At 36.0% G+C, this 20,217-nt stretch carries 15 protein-coding genes; 7 read left to right on the top strand and 8 right to left on the bottom strand.

Features of this window, described 5'->3' with window-relative positions:
* Positions 1–614 precede the first annotated feature (614 nt).
* Positions 615–1,865, top strand: a complete 1,251-nt coding sequence (gene metK, locus BXU11_RS03145) for a methionine adenosyltransferase (protein WP_078210981.1) — start codon at positions 615–617, stop codon at positions 1,863–1,865.
* A 264-nt stretch (positions 1,866–2,129) separates the two neighbouring features.
* On the top strand, positions 2,130–2,564 hold the full coding sequence (locus tag BXU11_RS03140; protein WP_024980336.1) for a hypothetical protein: 435 nt from the start codon (positions 2,130–2,132) through the stop codon (positions 2,562–2,564).
* An 87-nt stretch (positions 2,565–2,651) separates the two neighbouring features.
* Here BXU11_RS03140 and BXU11_RS03135 read toward each other — a convergent pair whose 3' ends face one another.
* Both BXU11_RS03135 and BXU11_RS03130 read right to left on the bottom strand, forming a co-directional pair.
* Complete coding sequence (locus BXU11_RS03135; protein ID WP_078210980.1) at positions 2,652–3,566, bottom strand: GYDIA family GHMP kinase; 915 nt, start codon at positions 3,564–3,566, stop codon at positions 2,652–2,654.
* 5 nt (positions 3,567–3,571) lie between these two features.
* The gene (locus BXU11_RS03130) at positions 3,572–4,894 is read right to left on the bottom strand and encodes a hydroxymethylglutaryl-CoA reductase, degradative (RefSeq protein WP_078210979.1); all 1,323 of its coding nucleotides are present in this window, start codon (positions 4,892–4,894) and stop codon (positions 3,572–3,574) included.
* Between the two features lie 241 nt (positions 4,895–5,135).
* Here BXU11_RS03130 and BXU11_RS03125 point away from each other — a divergent pair, with 241 nt between their 5' ends.
* The 5 genes from BXU11_RS03125 (at position 5,136) to BXU11_RS03105 (ending at position 12,822) form a co-directional block, all read left to right on the top strand.
* Positions 5,136–7,307 carry a S9 family peptidase gene (locus BXU11_RS03125; RefSeq protein ID WP_078210978.1) on the top strand — a complete coding sequence of 724 codons (2,172 nt, stop codon included), beginning with the start codon at positions 5,136–5,138 and terminating at the stop codon, positions 7,305–7,307.
* A 33-nt stretch (positions 7,308–7,340) separates the two neighbouring features.
* A complete protein-coding gene (locus tag BXU11_RS03120) occupies positions 7,341–9,017 on the top strand; it encodes a peptide MFS transporter (protein ID WP_024980332.1) in 1,677 nt (558 codons plus the stop codon).
* 68 nt (positions 9,018–9,085) lie between these two features.
* Complete coding sequence (locus BXU11_RS03115) at positions 9,086–10,744, top strand: peptide MFS transporter (RefSeq protein WP_078210977.1); 1,659 nt, start codon at positions 9,086–9,088, stop codon at positions 10,742–10,744.
* A 19-nt stretch (positions 10,745–10,763) separates the two neighbouring features.
* Positions 10,764–12,275, top strand: coding sequence for a peptide MFS transporter (locus BXU11_RS03110; protein ID WP_078210976.1), 1,512 nt, complete (start codon positions 10,764–10,766; stop codon positions 12,273–12,275).
* 52 nt (positions 12,276–12,327) lie between these two features.
* Positions 12,328–12,822, top strand: coding sequence for a thioredoxin family protein (locus BXU11_RS03105; RefSeq protein ID WP_078210975.1), 495 nt, complete (start codon positions 12,328–12,330; stop codon positions 12,820–12,822).
* Between the two features lie 20 nt (positions 12,823–12,842).
* Here the strand turns inward: BXU11_RS03105 and BXU11_RS03100 are convergent, their stop codons facing one another.
* From BXU11_RS03100 to surE, 6 genes are all read right to left on the bottom strand, one after another.
* Positions 12,843–14,882 carry a ComEC/Rec2 family competence protein gene (locus tag BXU11_RS03100; protein ID WP_078210974.1) on the bottom strand — a complete coding sequence of 680 codons (2,040 nt, stop codon included), beginning with the start codon at positions 14,880–14,882 and terminating at the stop codon, positions 12,843–12,845.
* Positions 14,883–14,924: 42 nt separating this feature from the next.
* Positions 14,925–16,037: a lipid-A-disaccharide synthase gene (gene lpxB / locus BXU11_RS03095; RefSeq protein WP_078212043.1), complete on the bottom strand. Its 1,113-nt coding sequence runs from the start codon at positions 16,035–16,037 to the stop codon at positions 14,925–14,927.
* Between the two features lie 207 nt (positions 16,038–16,244).
* Positions 16,245–17,960 carry a hypothetical protein gene (locus BXU11_RS03090; RefSeq protein WP_139363429.1) on the bottom strand — a complete coding sequence of 572 codons (1,716 nt, stop codon included), beginning with the start codon at positions 17,958–17,960 and terminating at the stop codon, positions 16,245–16,247.
* An 11-nt stretch (positions 17,961–17,971) separates the two neighbouring features.
* Positions 17,972–18,958, bottom strand: a complete 987-nt coding sequence (locus tag BXU11_RS03085; RefSeq protein WP_078210972.1) for an SDR family NAD(P)-dependent oxidoreductase — start codon at positions 18,956–18,958, stop codon at positions 17,972–17,974.
* A gap of 208 nt (positions 18,959–19,166) precedes the next feature.
* Positions 19,167–19,442, bottom strand: a complete 276-nt coding sequence (locus BXU11_RS03080; RefSeq protein ID WP_024980324.1) for a hypothetical protein — start codon at positions 19,440–19,442, stop codon at positions 19,167–19,169.
* Positions 19,435–20,214, bottom strand: coding sequence for a 5'/3'-nucleotidase SurE (gene surE, locus BXU11_RS03075; RefSeq protein ID WP_078210971.1), 780 nt, complete (start codon positions 20,212–20,214; stop codon positions 19,435–19,437). Before surE ends, BXU11_RS03080 begins: the two co-directional genes overlap by 8 nt.
* Positions 20,215–20,217: the final 3 nt, after the last annotated feature.

The following is a 20,217-nucleotide window of genomic DNA, read 5'->3' as shown; positions in this document are numbered from 1 at the left end:
CTCAATCATACACATACCCATAACCATTGCCTTGGCATTCTTAATAGACTTGACATTTAGAGATTTGGACTGTTGTTGGATGATCTGTTTCATAAGATTCAAATTTTAATTATTATTTTTTTTGTATAAATAAAAAAGCCTCCCGTTTTTGGCGGGAGGCTTTTGCTATATTTTGAATGAGTTTAAATACGTGCAATAGGCAACCCGCAGGAATGATCCTGGATGGCTTTCATCATTTTACAAGAGACTAAATTCATTTTATTTGTTTTTTGTTTTCACAAATGTGCAATGTTTTTTTCAAACCGCAAAACATTTTACAAAGTTTTAAGAAGCGTTTACTGCAAAACTAACAAATTGACCTCCAGAGCAACACAAACCTAACAAGTTTTAAAAAAAAGTAAAGATTAATTTGAAATTAAAAATGGTTTCATACCTTTGCGCCCGAATACAGAGGAAAAATTTGAACTGATTGCAACCTCTTCATAATGAACCATTCATTATGAATACTGATACTTATTTCGGTATAAAAAAAATGCTAAAGCAGGAACACTCCCCCTTTAGTTTTTTCAAGCAATCTCACTTTTCTCGCTTAATTTATTAAAATACAAATTATTATGGCTTATTTATTTACGTCAGAGTCTGTAAGTGAAGGACATCCAGACAAAGTTGCTGATCAAATTTCAGACGCATTAATTGATAACTTTTTAGCTTTTGATGCAGACTCCAAAGTAGCATGTGAAACTTTAGTAACTACAGGTCAAGTAATTTTGGCTGGTGAAGTAAAATCAAATACGTACTTAGATGTACAACAAATTGCTCGTGAAGTAATTCGTAAGATTGGATACACTAAAAGCGAATACATGTTTGAAGCCAATTCTTGTGGTATTCTTTCGGCTATTCACGAACAATCAGCTGATATTAATCAAGGAGTTGATAGAGCTAGCAAGGAAGAGCAAGGAGCGGGTGACCAAGGAATGATGTTTGGTTACGCTACCAATGAAACCGAAAACTACATGCCATTGGCACTAGATTTATCGCACAAATTGCTACAAGAATTAGCAATATTGAGACGCGAAAATAATGAAATCACCTATTTGCGTCCTGATGCTAAGTCTCAAGTAACTTTAGAATACAGCGATGATAACAAACCAACTCGTATCGATGCGATTGTGATCTCTACACAACATGACGATTTCGATGAAGAAACTGCTATGTTAGCTAAAATCAAAAAAGACATTGTTGATATTTTGATTCCAAGAATTATCGCTAAAAATCCAGAGCACGCACATTTATTCAATGACAAAATCCAATACCACATCAACCCAACAGGGAAATTCGTTATTGGAGGACCTCACGGCGATACTGGGTTAACTGGAAGAAAAATCATTGTAGACACTTACGGTGGAAAAGGTGCTCACGGTGGTGGAGCTTTCTCAGGAAAAGATCCAAGTAAAGTAGACCGTAGTGCAGCTTATGCTACTCGTCATATTGCTAAAAACTTAGTAGCTGCTGGTGTAGCTGACGAAATTTTAGTACAAGTTTCTTATGCAATTGGTGTAGCTAAACCAATGGGTATTTTCATCGAAACTTACGGAACTTCAAAAGTGAATTTGACTAACGGTGAAATCGCTAAGAAAGTTGAAGAAATTTTTGATATGCGTCCATACTTCATCGAACAACGATTGAAATTAAGAAACCCTATTTATAGCGAAACAGCGGCTTACGGACATATGGGACGTACTCCAGAAACCGTAACCAAAACGTTCTCTGCTCCAGGCGGATTAACAAAAACCGTTACTGTAGATTTGTTTACTTGGGAAAAATTAGATTTCGTAGACCAAGTAAAAGCTGCTTTCGGATTGTAAGATCAAAGCATTTCAATAAAATCAAATCAAAAGCCTTCTTGTTGTAGTAAAAACGAGAAGGCTTTTTTTTATCTCCTCTTTATTTGTAAATTAGACAAAATCACTTTTAATCTAAATCAAATTTTAAAAAAGAAAAAAAAATCGATATAATTATTAAAAACCACTTAATATTGTTAATTTAAAATTAATAACAACCACGGGTTTCGGTATTTTATTACATTTGTCAAATATTTAACAATAGAAGTCTAATACTTAAACAATAAAATGAAAAAATATTTTAAACTAGCGGTAATCACATTAGGATTAGCTCTTTTTGCACCATCCGTAGAAGCTCAAGGCAACAGAGACAAAAACAAAAATTGGGGATCATCCAATAAAATCGGCCAATGGGAAAAAATTGGAACACAAACCGTACAAAAAACAGGTGAAAAAGATGATTTTAGACCATCAAGCAGAAGTAGTTATTCTGCACTTAAAGTCATGGTTAGAAAAAATACCGTCAACTTTAATAAAATGACGATCTATTTTGAAAATGGACAAAAGCAAGATGTAGAATTGCGAAACAACATTAAAGATGGCGGAGAATCTAGAGTTATCAACCTATCTTTCAAAAGAAGAATAGACAAAATTCGTTTTGAATACAGAACTAGAAACTTAATAGGTAGCCGAGCAGAAGTAGATGTTTGGGCCAGAAGATAAATTTCTTATCGAAAACATTACAGCTGCTATTGATTTAGCATTCCTAAAAAACACCCGTTTCTAACTACTAGAAACGGGTGTGTGTTTTTATAAAATCATTTTTTTATATGGAATAACAGTATCAAATCCTCGCTCAACAAAATAGTTCGTTGGATTATCTTCTGAAGCAACTAAAACAAAATCGCCTCCCCAAGCCCCTAGACTTTTAATGACACCTTCAAAATCAGCAAAAAGAGCTTCTTGAACGGTCAACATCTCTAAAATAGCACTCAATTCGTTTTCATGCACCTGCAAGGCTCGAGAAAAAGAATGCAGATCTTGCGCTGTAGCAACAGCCAAAGTTAACTGGTTTATTTTTTCGATATTTTCATTCAGATTTTGATGCTTCTTATTAAAGTAAGCCGCAATTGCCTCTTTGCTACTTTGTTTTTGATTGAGATACACAAAATACAAATTAGAAGTAAATTTCGGTGCAAATGTTATAGGTGTTACGCTTGGCAAACCTTCTTCTAAACGATAAAAAATAGGCGTATCATTTTGAGCGCAAGCAATATCATAACCACTACCACCAAAACTATTCTTGAGCAATTCAAAAGCATCAACTTGAAACCATTGTGCTATATTATTAATCAAGGTTGAAGACGTTCCTAAACCCCATTTTCTAGGAAAAGTGAGTCGCGTCTCGATTTGAAAACCTGAGTTAAACGAAAAATCTTTCCCCTTTAAAAGCGTCGCATGATGAAGAATATGCAACAAGGTGTTTTTAACTGAATCCTCAGCATCAGGTTTGAAATTTAAAAAATCGGCAATTGCAAACTTTTCTTCTAACCAAAGGCTTCCATCGGCATCAAAACTTTTCCAATGTATGCTTTTGTTTTCTTGTGGTATTAGCTGTAAACTTTGTCCCATTTTAGTAGGCAAAGCCAAAGCGCTGGCGCCATCCAAAACCAGATATTCGCCCGTTAACAATAATTTTCCGTTACTATAGAAAGTGTGTTCCATAATCGTTAATGCTTATTTCGTAAATAATCAATAAAACGAACTACTGCACTATGAGAAATGGTTTCATTTTTAAAATGTTGTTTGATGCTATTACGTTCGTCAGAAGTCACCTGAAACTGATTCAATATATTATTCAAATGCATTTTCATATGTCCTTCTTGGATGCCAGTTGTAGTCAAAGAGCGCAAGGCTGCGAAATTCTGTGCCAAACCTGCTACTGCTACAACTTCCATCAACTCTTGGGCCGATGGTTTTTCAAGCATTTCCAAACAAAATTTTACCAAAGGATGCAAACCGGTTAGTCCGCCAACGGTGCCCAATGCCAAAGGAATTTCCAACCAAAATCGAAAGTACCCATTTTCTATGGTTGCATGTGACAAGCTTGAATATCCTCCATTTTTGGCGGCATACGCATGAACTCCAGCTTCAACGGCTCTAAAATCATTACCGGTGGCGATCACTACAGCATCGATGCCGTTCATGATTCCTTTATTGTGGGTTACGGCGCGATAGGGCTCCACTTCAGCAATACGAACGGCTTGAACAAATCGTTGCGCAAATACTTCGGGATTTTCAATATGTTTTTCTTTCAAATCTTCAACTGGGCAAGACACTTCAGCTCGCACTAAACAATTGGGAACAAAATTCGAAAGTATACTCATAATCACTTCGATTTCTTTTTCCTCGGTAGAAAACAAATCATAGGAGTTTGCTTGATTCTTCAAGGTTTTAGCCAATTGTTCCAAGCAGGAATTAATAAAATTAGCTCCCATACTATCCTTGGTTTCAAAAGTGACATGCAATTGATAATAATTTGGAATCAAATCGGTTTTGTTTCTCAATTCAATATTCAAAATACCACCTCCTCGTTGTCGCATATTTTGTGTCAACGCTTCTGTATCTGAAAAAAAAGAGGATTTAATTTGAGTAAAAAAGGAAGTCAATTTCGATTCATCTCCCGAAAATAAAAAATGTACTTGTCCAATTTTTTCGGTAGCAACAACTGTTGTTGTAAAACCACCGCGAGTAGCCCAAAATTTAGCTGATTTTGAAGCAGCTGCCACTACAGAACTTTCTTCAATAGCCATAGGAATGGTATAGTTCCTTCCATTAATTAAAAAATTTGGCGCAACCCCAAGAGGTACATAAAAATTAGATATCGTGTTTTCAATAAATTCATCATGCAATTGCTGCAACACTTTGTCTGAATTCCAATATTTCTTAACCGTTTCAATCGCTTCGTCAGGAGTGGCAAAATAATGATTAGCAATCCAGTTTATTTTTTCATCCTTAGACAATTTAGAAAATCCAGCGATAGTATTATTCATTTTCAAGCAATTAAAATTAATTTTCGCAAATATACGGTTTTGGTTTTTTTTTAAGAGTTCAGAAAGACACATTATTCAATAAGTTACTTTATATTTATTACTAAGTTTTAACACACCAAATGACCATTTATTGCTTTTTTTTTATTAAAATTGGCGTCGTTTTAAATATAACTCAAAAGTACAGTCGGTTTTGTAGTAAAAACCAACAACAGTAATTAGCACAAATAATCTCTGAAATTTTATGAAATTAAAACTATTGTCTCTCTTATTTTTCGTTAGTGTGTTCACCGTTTTTGGACAACAAAAAATAACAGTAGAATCCATTTATTCAGGGGCGTTTAGAGCCAAAGGAATGGACGCTTTACAGGCTATGAAAAACACAAATCAATACACGGTTTTGAATAGCAACAGAGAAAACAGAAGCAAGCAAATCGATTTGTACAACTATGCTTCTCTTCAAAAAGTTCGCACTTTATTAGACACCAAAGATTTTCCTCTACTAAATGACGGCATTGATAGCTACAGTTTTAGCCAAGACGAAAAATCAATCCTAATTGCCAACGGCACTACACCTATTTTTCGCCATTCTTTTACCGCTACGTATTTTTTATTCAATATCGAAACCAATCAACTGGTGCGATTATTTGATTTTCCGGTGCAGGAGCCTACTTTTTCACCAGACGGAAAAAAAATTGCTTATGCAAAAGACAATAATTTGTTTGTTTACGACATCGCTTCAAAAACGACAACATCAATTACTTCAGATGGAAAAAAGAATAGCATCATCAACGGAATTACCGACTGGGTTTACGAGGAAGAATTTGCCTTTGTAAAAGCCTTTGATTGGAGTGCCGATAGCAAAAAAATAGCCTTTATTCGATTCGACGAATCGGAAGTTCCAGAATTCTCGATGAGCATTTTTGAGAAAAATTTATATCCTACAACACAAACCTTCAAATACCCAAAAGCGGGAGAAAAAAATGCCGTTGTTTCCTTGCACCTTTATGATGTAAACACGCAAGCAAAGAAAAAAGTTGACCTAAGCACTTACTCTGATTTTTACATTGCGCGATTACAGTGGACAAACGACGCTAACGTATTATCGGCGCAAGTCTTGAACCGTCATCAAAACAACTTAGATTTATTGTTTATCGATGGTAATTCAGGAGTTTCTAAAGTAGTTTTGAACGAAAAAGACAACGCATATATTGATGTTACAGACAACCTAACCTTTCTAAAAGACAACAGTTTTGTCTGGACCAGCGAAAAAGATGGTTTCAATCATATTTATGTTTACGATGCTGCTGGCAAGTTAAAAAACCAAGTCACCAAAGGCAATTGGGAAGTAACTAATTACTATGGCTTCGACGAAAAAACCAAAACTATTTTTTACCAATCTGTTGAAAATGGCTCAATCAACCGCGACGTGTATCGCATAGATTTGGATGGCAAAAACAAAGTTCGATTAACCTCAAATACGGGAACAAGCTCAGCTACTTTTAGTCCAAATTTTCAATATTTTATCCATAGTTTTTCAAGTGCAACGCAACCTCCTGTTTATTCTTTAAACGAAAGCAAGTCGGGAAAACTAGTACAAGTGATAGAAAACAACGAAGCATTATCTAATAAATTAAAAGCCTACCAATTACCTACCAAAGAATTTTCGGTGTTAAAAACAGAAAAAGGTGTAGAGCTAAACATGTGGTTTTTCAAACCCAAAGATTTTGATCCGAACAAAAAGTATCCAGTATTTATGTTTCAATATTCAGGGCCAGGTTCACAACAAGTAGCCAATGATTGGTTAGATGCTAATGATTATTGGTTTTTATCCTTGACTCAAAAAGGATACATCGTAGCTTGTGTAGATGGAAGAGGAACTGGATTTAAAGGAGCTGAATTTAAAAAAGTAACCCAAAAAGAATTAGGAAAATACGAAGTTATCGATCAAATTGACGCTGCCAAAACCATTGGCAAGTATGCTTTTGTAGATCCATCCAGAATCGGTATTTTTGGCTGGTCGTTTGGAGGATTCATGGCTTCCAATTGTATTTTGAAAGGAAATGATGTATTCAAAATGGCGATTGCCGTGGCTCCGGTAACCAATTGGCGTTTTTACGACAGTATTTATACCGAGCGCTACATGCAAACCCCACAAGAAAATCCAACAGGATACGATAACAACTCACCTATTAATCATGTTCAAAAGTTAAAAGGGAAGTATTTATTAATTCATGGATCAGCAGATGATAATGTTCACGTTCAAAACACCATGCAAATGATGGAAGCGTTGATTCAAGCCAACAAACAATTCGATTCGCAAATTTACCCTGATAAAAATCACGGTGTTTTTGGAGGTGCAACTCGAATCCAACTGTATAATAAAATGACCAACTTTATACTTGAAAATTTATAACATAAACCTAACAAAATTAATATAAAAACAAAAATGACAGAAACACAAGTAAAAACAGCACATCCAAAAGGACTTTGGGTATTGTTTGGAACAGAAATGTGGGAACGATTCAATTTCTATGGAATGCGTGCCATTTTAACGCTATTTATGGTGAATGCCTTATTGATGAAAGAAGCCGATGCTTCCTTAATTTATGGTGGTTTCCTTGGATTGTGTTACTTAACCCCTATGTTGGGTGGTTTTATTGCGGATCGTTTTTTTGGTAACAGAAACTGTATTATGTTAGGCGGTTTAATGATGGCCATTGGACAATTGCTTTTGTTTTTTAGTGCTAGTATATTTGAACCTAATCGATCTTTGGCTAATACTTTATTATGGGTAGCATTAGGAATTATCATTTTCGGAAACGGATTCTTTAAGCCAAACATTTCAAGCATGGTGGGGAGTTTGTATCCAAAACAAGAAAAAAGCAAATTGGATACCGCTTTTACTATTTTCTATATGGGAATTAACTTAGGGGCCTTTTTAGGTCAATTGATTTGCCCACTTATTGGTGATGTTAAAGATGTTGATGGATTGCGAGATATTCATGCGTTCAAATGGGGATTCTTAGCCGCTTCGATTGCGATGATTTTAGGTACAGCCGTATTTTATTTCTTGAAAGATAAATATGTAGTGACACCAGAAGGACGACCTATTGGTGGCTTACCTTCTAAAAATGAAGCAGGCGATTTTGAAGAAGGAGAATCTCAAGTTGCTGTATTCTCTTCAAAAGCACTACTTTTAGCTATCCTAGGATTTGTAGGTTTAGGATTGGCTTTCCATTTTTATTTAGGTCAAAATATTATTTATTCTATCATTTATGCTAGTGGATTGGCGTTGGCTGGTCTAATCATCTCAGATACTTCTTTGACCAAGGTGGAACGTGATCGTATTTTGGTTATTTATATTGTTGCCTTTTTCGTGATTTTCTTCTGGGCTGCTTTTGAACAAGCCGGTTCTTCCTTAACTTTTATTGCTGATAACCAAACCGACAGGAACTTTTTTGGTTGGAATATGCCTCCTTCGATGGTTCAAATTTTTAATGGATTATTTGTGGTGATGTTTGCCGTTCCGTTTAGTTTACTTTGGGATAAATTAAGAGAAAAAGGAAGAGAACCTATTTCTCCAATGAAACAAGCTTTTGGTTTAGGATTAATCGCTATCAGTTATTTTATTATTGCTCACAATGTAAAAGATTTAGGTAACAATGGTTTATTAGCCATCTATTGGTTGATTTTATTGTACTTGATTCAAACTTGTGCTGAGTTGTGTTTATCACCAATTGGATTATCATTGGTTGGAAAATTATCTCCAAAACGTTTCTCTTCATTACTGTACGGGGTATTCTTTTTATCGAATGCTGCAGGTTATGCTTTGGCTGGAACACTAGGTTCTATCTTGCCAGCTACAGGAGACAAATTTAATAAAGCAAAAGAATTAGGTATCGATTTGCAAGCTGTTTTGGACAAAAAAGTAGTACCAACAGCAGAACAATTACAGTTATTAGACACTAATCAAATCAGTCCAAATAATCCTGTTTTTGCAGGTTTTGAAATTCATAACCTTTTCGAATTCTTTATGGTATTTGTGGTTTTAACTGGAATCGCTTCCTTGATTCTATTTGCCTTGACTCCATTTTTGAAAAAGATGATGCACGGTATTCGTTAATCGAAACCTACTTTATTATAGCCTACAAGAATCCCTCTTGTAGGCTTCTTATTTAATACAATTATATTATGTGGAAAAGTCATCCTAAAGCACTACCGTTTTTGTTCTTATCCGAAATGTGGGAACGTTTTGGCTATTATTTAATGATCGGAATATTCACCCTTTACCTCAAAGATGTAGAGTCTGGATTTTCGATGACCGAAAAAGAAGCTTCTGATTTATACGGAACTTTCATTGCGTTGGTTTTCTTAACACCCTTCATTGGTGGGTTGATTGCAGATCGCTATTTGGGCTATAAAAAATCAATTGTTCTAGGAGGGCTAATGATGGGTGCTGGTTACCTCATTATGGGAGTACATAGCATCCCGATGTTGTACACCGCTATGACATTGGTTATTGTAGGAAATGGTTTTTTCAAACCCAATATTTCGACCTTATTAGGTAATTTCTATAATGATGAAGAATTTAAAGACAAAAAAGACGAAGGCTACAATATTTTCTATATGGGAATCAATGTTGGTGCTTTTATTTGTAATTTCTTTGGAGCGGCACTAAAAATTCTTTTCGGATGGCAAGAAGCTTTTATGGCTGCTGGAGTGGGAATGTTTTTGGGAGTCTTTATTTTCCTATTAGGAACCAAGCATTATGGAGATAAAACCGAGAAAAAAGGAGTTCAAGAAGGCGACATGCCCTTTTACAAAATTGTACTTTTTATCCTTTTACCTTCCCTATTATTTGGTGTAATTGGATGGTTAATCAAAGGAATTACTTCAGAAACCAATCTAGATAGTTCCATTTTTGGTTCAGACAGTACCGATGCCTTTGTATTTGCTTGTATTCCGGTAATTTTCTTTTACGCTAGTCTTTATTTTAAAGCCAAAGTAGAAGACAAACGCCCCATAGGAGCATTACTTTCCATTTTTGCCGTTGTTATTTTATTTTGGGCTGTTTTCAAATTGAATGGTTCTGCCTTAAACAATTGGGGAGACAAATATACAGATAGAGAATTAACTGGTGTAGCCCAACAAATAGGCTCTAGATTAGTTCTAACCGATACACTAACCTATAAAAAAGATTCTGTTGCCCTTTACGATGCAGCTTTTAGAATCCAAAAAAAGGATGGAAAAGTGATCAAAACAGTTGACTATCCTTTGTATTTTAGGAATGTTGCTAAAGATAAATTACCACAAGAAGAAAGCAAAATCTACACGTGGTCGGCCAATTTGAGTCAGTCCATTAATCCGGCTTGGGTGATTCTTTTAACACCACTGGTAGTGGCCTTATTTACCTTTTTAAGAGGAAGAAAAAAAGAACCTTCTACTCCAACCAAAATTGCTTTTGGTTTACTCATTTCTGCTTTATCGGTTTTAGTTATGATCGCAGCGGTGCATATTGGTAGCAACGGTTCCGAGAAAGTATCAGTATGGTGGTTAGTGGCAAATTATGGTGTTATAACCATTGGAGAACTATTCTTGAGTCCGATGGGATTGTCAGTCGTTTCAAAATTAAGTCCCAAAAACATCACGTCCCTGATGATGGGTGGCTGGTTTTTGGCTACTTCCATTGGAAACAAATTAAGTGGCGTTTTGGCTAGTATGTGGGACACTTATGAAAATAAAGCTAATTTTTTCTGGATCAACTTTGGACTATTACTTTTTGCCACTTTACTTATGTTTGCTTTGGTCAAAGAGCTTAATAAAGTCATGAAAGAAAAAGGAATAAATTAATAATACGGAAAAGAATTACATGGAATCAAATATAACGTTAGAAGAAATACAAAATTTTAAAGGAAAATACCCGAAACAATTGTGGTATTTATTCTTCAGCGAAATGTGGGAGCGCTTTTGTTTCTATGGTATGCGAGGCATGTTGGTCGTCTTTATGGTTGGCCATTTAGGAATGAATGAACGTGTGGCCAATTTACAATATGGTGCTACGCAAGCTTGGGTATATGCCTTTACTTTTATTGGCGGATTGTTTGCTGATAAAATTTTAGGCCTTCGAAAATCACTCTTTTGGGGCGGAATTCTAATGATAATTGGCAGTGTTATTTTGGCACTAGATCCGAAGAATTTTTTCTTTACTGGACTAGGTTTTACCATAGTAGGTACCGGTTTTTTTAAGCCTAATATTTCTTCAATGGTAGGGCAATTATACCCCGAAAATGATCCACGACGTGATGCAGGATTTTCGTTTTTTTACATGGGCGTAAATTTAGGCGCCTTAATTGGTGGATATATTTGTATCGCCGTGGCCGAAGGATCCATGTGGCAAGCTATTGTTCCAGAACACTTGCGTTGGAACGTAGGCTTTGGTTTTGCAGCCATCGTAATGATTATTAGTTTATTGACTTTTACCCAAACCCAAAAAAGTTTAGGCCCTATCGGACTTTCACCTTTAAAAGAAATACTTGTTGCCAAAAGAAAAAAATTAGAATGGATAACGTATGCTGGCTCATTACTTATCATCCCTTTGATTATTGTGATGGTCGCCAATACGACCTACACCGATTATTTTATGATTTTCATTGGCCCTGCCTCGATACTGTATTTGTTTTACGAAATGAAAAATTTCTCAGTAGCCGAAAACAAGAAATTATGGGCTGCTTTGATTTTCATTCTTTTCTCAGTCTTCTTTTGGGCTTTTTTCGAACAAAGTGGTGGTTCACTGAGCTTGTTTGCCGTGAATAATTTGAACAACACTATCGGAGGTGTTGTATTGAGTCCAAATGGCGTGAACAACTCTGCCAATTCTTTCTTTGTAATTGGCTTTGCCGCCTTAGTAGGACTCGTTTGGCTATGGCTCAACAAAAGAAAAATTGAACCCAATACAGTGGTGAAATTTGGACTCGCCTTTTTGTTCTTAGCTGGAGGGTTCTGGGTGTTTTATTACACCAAGTTTTTTGCCGATGGTTTTGGAAGAACTTCTTTGGGGATTTTTACATTTGGATGGTTTGTGATTACATTGGGTGAATTATGTTTATCACCCATTGGAATGTCTGCTATGACCAAATTATCTCCGGCCAAAACACAAGCGGTGATTATGGGTATGTGGTTTTTAGCCAGTGCTTATGGACAGTACTTCGCTGGAATTTTAGGCGCAAATATTGCCGAAGCTTCTGAAAACGCATCAAATATTGATAAACTGAATGTGTATGCTGATGGCTATTTTCAATTGGCCATTTATGCCTTAATTGCTGGTGTTTTATTAATTTTGCTCTCGCCCTTGGTTAGAAAATTAATGCAAGAAGTAAAATAGCTGACATTTACACCTCAAAAATATTTTTACATTTGTACAAAACTAAATCACTATGAAAAAAATAATTCTCTTTTTATTGGTTACTTTTTGCTCCTTAGAAGGTCAATCACAAAGTACAGGCAATAAAAATCAATCAAATGAATTGAAATGGCACACTGATATGAAAGAAGCCATTACAGAGAGCCACAAAAAAAACAAACCCTTGTTACTTTTCTTTACAGGAAGTGATTGGTGTGGATGGTGTATTCGTTTACAAAAAGAGGTCTTAAAAACACCTGAATTTACTACTTGGGCTAAAGAAAATGTTGTATTAGTTGAATTAGATTATCCAAGAAAACAGTACCAAACCGCGGAAATCAAAAAACAAAACGCGGAATTAGAACAAGCGTTTGGCATACAAGGTTATCCAACCGTTCACTTTGCAAAAGCGACCACAAAAAACGGTAAAACAAATTTTGAGGGTCTTGGTAGTACTGGCTATGTTGCAGGAGGTCCTTCGGCATGGTTAGCTGTAGCCAATGGTTTCTTAGGAAAGAAAAAAGCGTAAGTACATACCATTCTAGTTAATTATTTTTTCAACGCAAAGTATCCCTTTTCACTAGTCACGTGAATAGGGATATTTTTTTGTTTACACGATTTTTTCCACAATGTCACTAGCGACTTATAATTGGAAGCGTCGACCACTACTTTTTTGGGATTACAACTTTGCAACAAGCGATCAAAATTGACTTTTGGCGAATGAGTAATGAGTACAATATCAACAGGCATCAAGGGGATTTTTACCACTGTACTATCCAGTATAAGAATTCGATTCCCTAGAAAGTAAGCCACATTACCTAAGGGAGTGATTTTTGAAACAGCACTGAATGTGGCGGTTACATAATTCCGTACTGCAGTATTTTTGAGGATATTTTCTCTGTCTTTTTGATTCGCAAATACTGCCACTTTTTGCCCTACGCGTTCGCAAACAATCGTTTGTTTAGTGGTGTTTAAAACTATCCATTCTTGGGTTGACTCGTACTTCAATTTGATAATAAAAAAGGAAATCTGAAAAAGGATTATGGCAAATAAAATTGCTACTGTTCGGTAAAACGTAATCCTTTTGACCCAGAACACAAAGGTAAAAATCAACATAAAACTTGACCAGAACAACCAAGCATTAAAGGGAATATCTACAAAAATAAAACTTTCAAAAGAAGCCACCTGATGAATGATGGCATTCATAAACGAAATCCCCATTTCTAGTGGTTTGAAAATCCAAAAAGGTACAATACTAAAATAAGCGATAATTACTACCACAACACCCAGAAACATGATTACTCCTATAAGTGGAAGCACGAGTAAATTAGTCACAAAAAACAAACCTGGAAATTGATGAAAATAATACACGCTCAATGGAAATGTTCCAATCTGTGCCGCAAATGAAACCGTCAATAAGTCCCAAAAAAATTGAAGTATCTTATGTTTGGGAGACCACAACAAGGTAAGCATGGGTTGCAACCAAACAATAAAAAAAAGAGCCACATAACTCAATTGAAATCCCACATCGAAAAGAAAATAGGGCTGAAATAGTAAAATCAATACCATGGAAACCATTAAAGTATGAAAAATAGAAGTACTTCTGTTCAAATACTGTCCAATCGCAAGAATCGCAAACATAGTGATCGAACGCACTACCGACGCTGCTAAACCTGCCAAAATACCAAAGAGAGTCAACAGTGATAAGGAAATTATCAACTTTAACAAACGTCCATTTTTGGTATTAGGAATCGGCCCTAGCAAAAAGTGGATAAAAAAAACTAGACTTCCGATATGCAATCCAGAAACCGACAATATATGTACCGCTCCAGCATATTGATAATCTTTGGCAATATTAGGGTCAATATCTTGCTGCTGCCCCAAAATTAAGGCCATGGCAACAGGCAAAGCTTTAGGATCAAAACCACTTTTATGAAGATTATCTACGATTTTGTCCCTTATACTAGAGGCAAAATACCACACGGATTTCTCTGGGGTAGACAGATAGCTGATCTCCTCGGGAACCAAGTAGATTTGGGCATAGATTTGTTTGTTTTTTAAATAAGTAGCATAGTCAAATTGGCTGGGATTTTTATTCAATGCATGGGGAACTATCACCGAATTAAAGCGAAGTCGTGTCCCTACTATAGGATGTTTTGCATATTTGTTTTTTTGTAAGTGCAGTAGCAATAACCCCGTTTGATGGCGTTCATTGATACTTTCAACCGAAACAATAAAACGATCGCTGAACGTGTTACTCTTTAGTTTTTCTTTAATCACCACCTTAATCTCGTGGGGACTTTTATAAATAGATGGATCTTGATTGTAATGAAAAGGGGAATTACTTTGGGTATGTAAGGTTAAAACATTAATGCCTATCACAATAGAAAGCCAAAGTGCCGATCCATCAAAAAACCAATGGTAGACGTCATTTTTGGTAACCAAAAAATAGGCAATACAAAAAAGAAGGACAGCAACAACTGTCAAGCCCATCAAAAAAAAGAAAGTAAACGACACATGATAGGCCGATACTAGACCTATTAGAAAGCCAATACTGAATTTGAAAAGCGGGAAACGTAGTAAGTTCATCCTACTAAAATACAAATTTTAGTAAGAATTTAAAGAATTGAATTATTTTAACTCCTTCACAATCAATCTTGCGGTAGTACTACTAGCGCCTTTACCCCCTAATTTTTCTTCTAGAATGGCATAATTTTCCAGCACTTTTTTACGATGGTCAGCTTGCAAAATCTTGGCTAATTCCTGCTTAATTCTTGAGGAAGTACAATCTTCTTGAATCAATTCAGTAACCACTTCAGCATCCATGATTAAGTTGACTAACGAAATATATTTGAGTGTAATGATTCGTTTGGCAATTTGGTACGAAATCCAATTGCCTTTATAACACACGACTTCAGGCACTTTAAACAAGGCCGTTTCTAGAGTAGCTGTCCCAGAAGTAACCAATGCAGCGGTGGCGTGCTGCAACAAATCGTAAGTTTTATTAGACAAGAATTTAATATTATCCGAGGTAATAAACTGTTGATAAAAAGAAAAATCCTGACTAGGTGCACCAGCGATGACAAATTGATACCCTTTAAAATCATCAACCACACTTAACATAACGCTCAGCATTTTGGTGATTTCTTGTTTTCGACTACCGGGTAAAATAGCAATAATGGGCAAATCATTTAGCTCGTTTGCTTTTCTAAAGGTAACATCATCTACCAAAGGATGTGCTTGAATCGCATCGATTAATGGGTGCCCTACAAAAGCCACTGGAAAATGATGCTTGTCTTCGTAAAATGTCTTTTCAAACGGAAGAATCACGTACATTTTATCAATATCTCGTTTGATTTCCTTAATTCTACTTTCCTTCCAAGCCCAAATTTGAGGAGAAATATAATAATGATTTTTAAAACCTAAGGCTTTTGACCATTTGGCTATTCTCAAATTGAACCCAGGGTAATCAATAAAAACAAGCACATCTGGCTGGAATGCCAAGATATCGCTTTTACAAAGTTTAATATTATTCAGAATGGTTTTTAAATTAAAAAGCACTTCGGCGAACCCCATAAAGGCTAAATCTCGGTAATGCTTTACCAAAGTACCTCCAACATTTTGCATCAAATCACCTCCCCAAAAACGAATATTGGCCGCTGGATCTTCTTGATAAATGGATTTCATCAAATTTGAACCGTGCAAATCTCCCGAAGCTTCTCCTGCAATAATGTAATATTTCATAAATAAATAATTGAAAGGTATGGTACTAAAAGAATGTCCAAACGAATCTACCATGATAAATGATCAGAGTGCATTCAAGAACACTGTTTGGGTCGCTAAAAATAATAAAAAACTACTCTAAACAACAAGAGGCAAAGGTAATAAAAACCCTTGCCTCTTGCTAATGATATGAAGTAAAACGAGTCTATTCTCGCATTTCGTACTCGATTAATTTAACGAATATCTGAAAAATAACATGGCACTAAACCAAGATTTGGCATCGCCCCCCAAGGCTTCTTTTACACCAGCTCCTGGAAAAGTTTGTGCAAAATGTCCATGAAAATACCATTTTCTAGAATGAAAATATTTCCAAGTTAAGTTGACTTCCTGACCGTATTCTTTTTTAGGCATATAACTCAAAGCAGGGTTTCCTCCTACATTGTTGTTGTTAGCGGCTTGAAAATAAAAATACTGCGGCACCAATTCTACTTTTTTACTTACTCGCAAACTGGCTTGCACTTTATGAGCGATTAAATTACTGTTTTGCACAATTTTAAAATGATTAGCCCCCAATACCCAATCTTCTCCATTTCCTCCTGTCAATAATGGATCCCACCTTTCGAATGTTTTGGTAGTAGGATCGTCTCCAGAAAAATAGGAAAAACGATACATGAAAGTGGGTGACGCTTTGGCTTTGGCAAAACTCCAACCTACTTCAGCATAACCTGCAAAGGCCGACATATCAAAATTTGCATTCGTTTCGTGAGCCAACTCGGTTTTAATTAAAAGACCTGGCCTTCCTTGCGTTAAATTTTTGAAATACCTTATGTTATACACATTAAGCCCGTTACGTCTAAACACATCACCCGTAGGCGTGTAGTAACCAAAGTCTGATCGAGAAGCGTTCAAATAGGTAAACCCTAATTTATGTCCAAGATTATTACCGTATTCGGTATTGAATCCATTGATCACAGTTCGAGAATCGATAACAGGTAATTCATCCGGATTGATTTGAAAAACTTGCAACATCCAATTGTTGTACTTGATGGTAGCCAATCCTAAATAATCGGCTGCCCATCTTGGATTGAGTTGTAACCCGGCTCTATCTCCTCCGTTAGAAGCAGTATTTCTGATAATAAAACCATTACCAATAGTAAACTGCTGTCTCCCCACCGAAAAGTTATAACTAAATAAATTTCCGTTTTTTAAGGATTTTGTCCCAAAAAAACCAACATAAGCATCATCAAAAGCAGTATAAATTCGGGACACATCAGTAAACAATTCTCTACCCGCTGTTCCACTCATTATGACACTTGCGCCACCATACAAATAAATATTGCGTTTATTAGACAATGTAGTGATACCGTACAAGCCTGCCAAAGCCCACGCTTCTCCCCAACCCGTGTACCCTTTACCAGCAGGTCCATTTACAAGTGGATTACCCTGTAACATAGCATCATCCCTACCGTACCAAGAATTGTTATTGGAATACAACATTTCGGCCAAGGCAAATCGAGTAGTGAGCAACGATTTATTATCCATATACAGCATTGGAAAGTCATTACCTCCCACTAAAACTCCACTCTTGGCAGGTTTGTCTTTTAGGGCGCTACTCAACTTCACTTTCAAAGTAACGATAATATCCCCTGTAAGAGAAGGTCTAACTTCATAAAAAGCGTTTTCAACCTCCGGCAATTGTCTCACTTTGGCCGCATAAGCATCCAGTAAAATGGTTCGCACGGTACTTTGTGGGTACACTGGAAAAAGCATGTCAATTTTAGCTTTTAAATTTTTTTGACTTTGTTCGTCCTCCAAGGGATTTTCAAATTCAATAAAAACCGATTGAATATTTTCTCCTTCCAAAAAGTTACCGCTTTCTTGAGCAAAGGCCATATTGGCTCCAAAAAGAACCAATAATAGCAATAAGCTATATTTTTTTAGCATGTTATCTCAGATTAATAGGCAGTCCATCCACCATCAGTGGCGTAAGTCCCTCCTGTTAAATTTGAGGCCTCATCAGACAAAAGGAATAAAATAACTGAGGCTTGTTCCCAAGGAGTAGACATTCTATGTTTGCTATCATTGAGCATCAATAAACTTTCGGTTTTGGCTCCACCCATTCCGGTAATCCCTCTTTTTTTCACTTCTTTTACAAATTCGAAGGCTTTATCAGTCATTGGAGTTTTGGTTGCTGCCATGTTTACGGAGTTCACGCGAATTCCAAATGGAGCATAATCAATAGCAGCACTTTTGGTCAATCCATTTACTGCATATTTACTAGCAACATAAGCTGGATTTCCTGCTAAACCTGTTAGTCCGGCTATAGAACCAACGGTAACTAAGGCACCTCCTTTACCTTCTTTTAGCAATTGCTTTAATACAGAACGCATAGATTTAAATGTCCCAGTAGTATTTACATCAATAACAAAATCCCAGTATTCATCAGTAGCTGCATCAACCGCTGCTGGAAGTAAAGCGGTTTGTTTATCATAATCTAAAGGATCTCCAGAATGTATTCCATCCATAACGCCAGCATTCAATACTGCTCCGTCTAATTTTCCGAATTTTTTAATCGTTTCGGCTACCAATTTATTACAATCTTCGGTGCTTCTAATATCTGTTTTTACAAATAAAACTTTCCCACCATTGGCTTCGATTGTTTTGGCTGTAGCCATTCCTTCTTTTTCTAACCAATCTGCAATCACTACAGATGCGCCTTCTTTCGATGCCCTAATTGCCGTTGCGCGACCAATACCTCGGGCGGCTCCAGTTATAATAATTACCTTTCCTTTCAGTCGGTCTTTGGCAAAATAAGTAGAATCAATTGGGGTGATATCATTCTTTTTTGGAGTAGTTTGAGCATAAATCAAAGAAATCGTAAAAAAGAGAGAAAATACGAACAAAGTTTTAATTAAACTTTTAGATAAATTTAGATTTTTCATATTTTAAATATTAAGTGAAACATAAATTATTACAAAGTATAAAATTAAAATAAATAACTAACTTATTCTTTAACAAATACTTAAATAATCTACAATCTTTTCTTATTAAGAATTTACACAAAAAGCTAAAACCCCTCTTTTTTCACCATCCTAAAATTCTAACTCACTTCGCATCAAACCTATGACAAACAAAAAAGAAATCTTTTGACTACAAAAAAAACAAGGTAGCTAACGCTAAGATAAAAACAGAAAAAACAACCCCTCGAGCCATCAATTCTTTATTCAGCTTGAGTAAAATACCAAAAAGCGCTAAATCTAGCAACGATCCTATCGCTATTAATTTCCCTAAAAAACCTTGTGCTTTTAAAAATGCAACTCCGGTTGTAAATTCATAATCAGTAAAAAAAGTAACAAACAGAAAACAACCAACAAAAGCCACTAATAAGCCTAGGGCTAAACCATAAAAAAAAGTTACTTTATTCATTCCAATTCCAGGTATTAAGAGGTTGTATAGCATGATGTGCAGTCAAATCAAATTGAACAGGAACCACTGAAATATAGCCTTGCCCCAAAGCCCATTCATCGGTATCTTCTCCTTTATCTTGATTCACAAATTCACCGCTAAGCCAATAGTAATCTTTTCCAAAAGGGTTGGTTCTTTTGTCAAATTTCTCCACCCATTGGGCTTTAGCTTGTCGGCATACTTTAATTCCTTTGATTTCTTCTTGAGCCAATTTAGGGAAATTCACATTTAAAATTACGCCACCAGGAAGTCCTTTTTCCAAGGTTTCCATGGCAATTTTTTTTACAAAAGGTAAAATAGGACTAAAATCAGCCTCCCAATTATAATCTAATAACGAAAATCCAATGGCTGGAATTCCTTCAATTCCGGCCTCAACGGCAGCACTCATAGTACCTGAATAAATCACATTGATGGACGAATTGGATCCATGATTGATCCCCGAAACACACAAATCCGGTTTTTGTTTCAATATTTCATTGGTTGCCAATTTCACACAATCTACTGGCGTACCCGAACAACTGTATTGCGTAACTGCATCCCCTTCTTTCGAAAGTTTATTTAAATATAAGGTGCTATTGATGGTAATAGCATGTCCCATGGCACTTTGTGGCTTATCAGGCGCCACAACAATAACATCTCCGATTTCGGCCATCACACTGATTAAGGCTTTAATTCCTGGCGCGGTTACCCCATCATCATTAGTGACGAGTATAAGTGGTTTTTTTCGATTCATTGC

This window comes from Flavobacterium sp. LM5 (genome assembly GCF_002017945.1).
Lineage (GTDB): Bacteria > Bacteroidota > Bacteroidia > Flavobacteriales > Flavobacteriaceae > Flavobacterium > Flavobacterium succinicans.
This window is presented reverse-complemented; position numbering and strand designations above follow the sequence as displayed.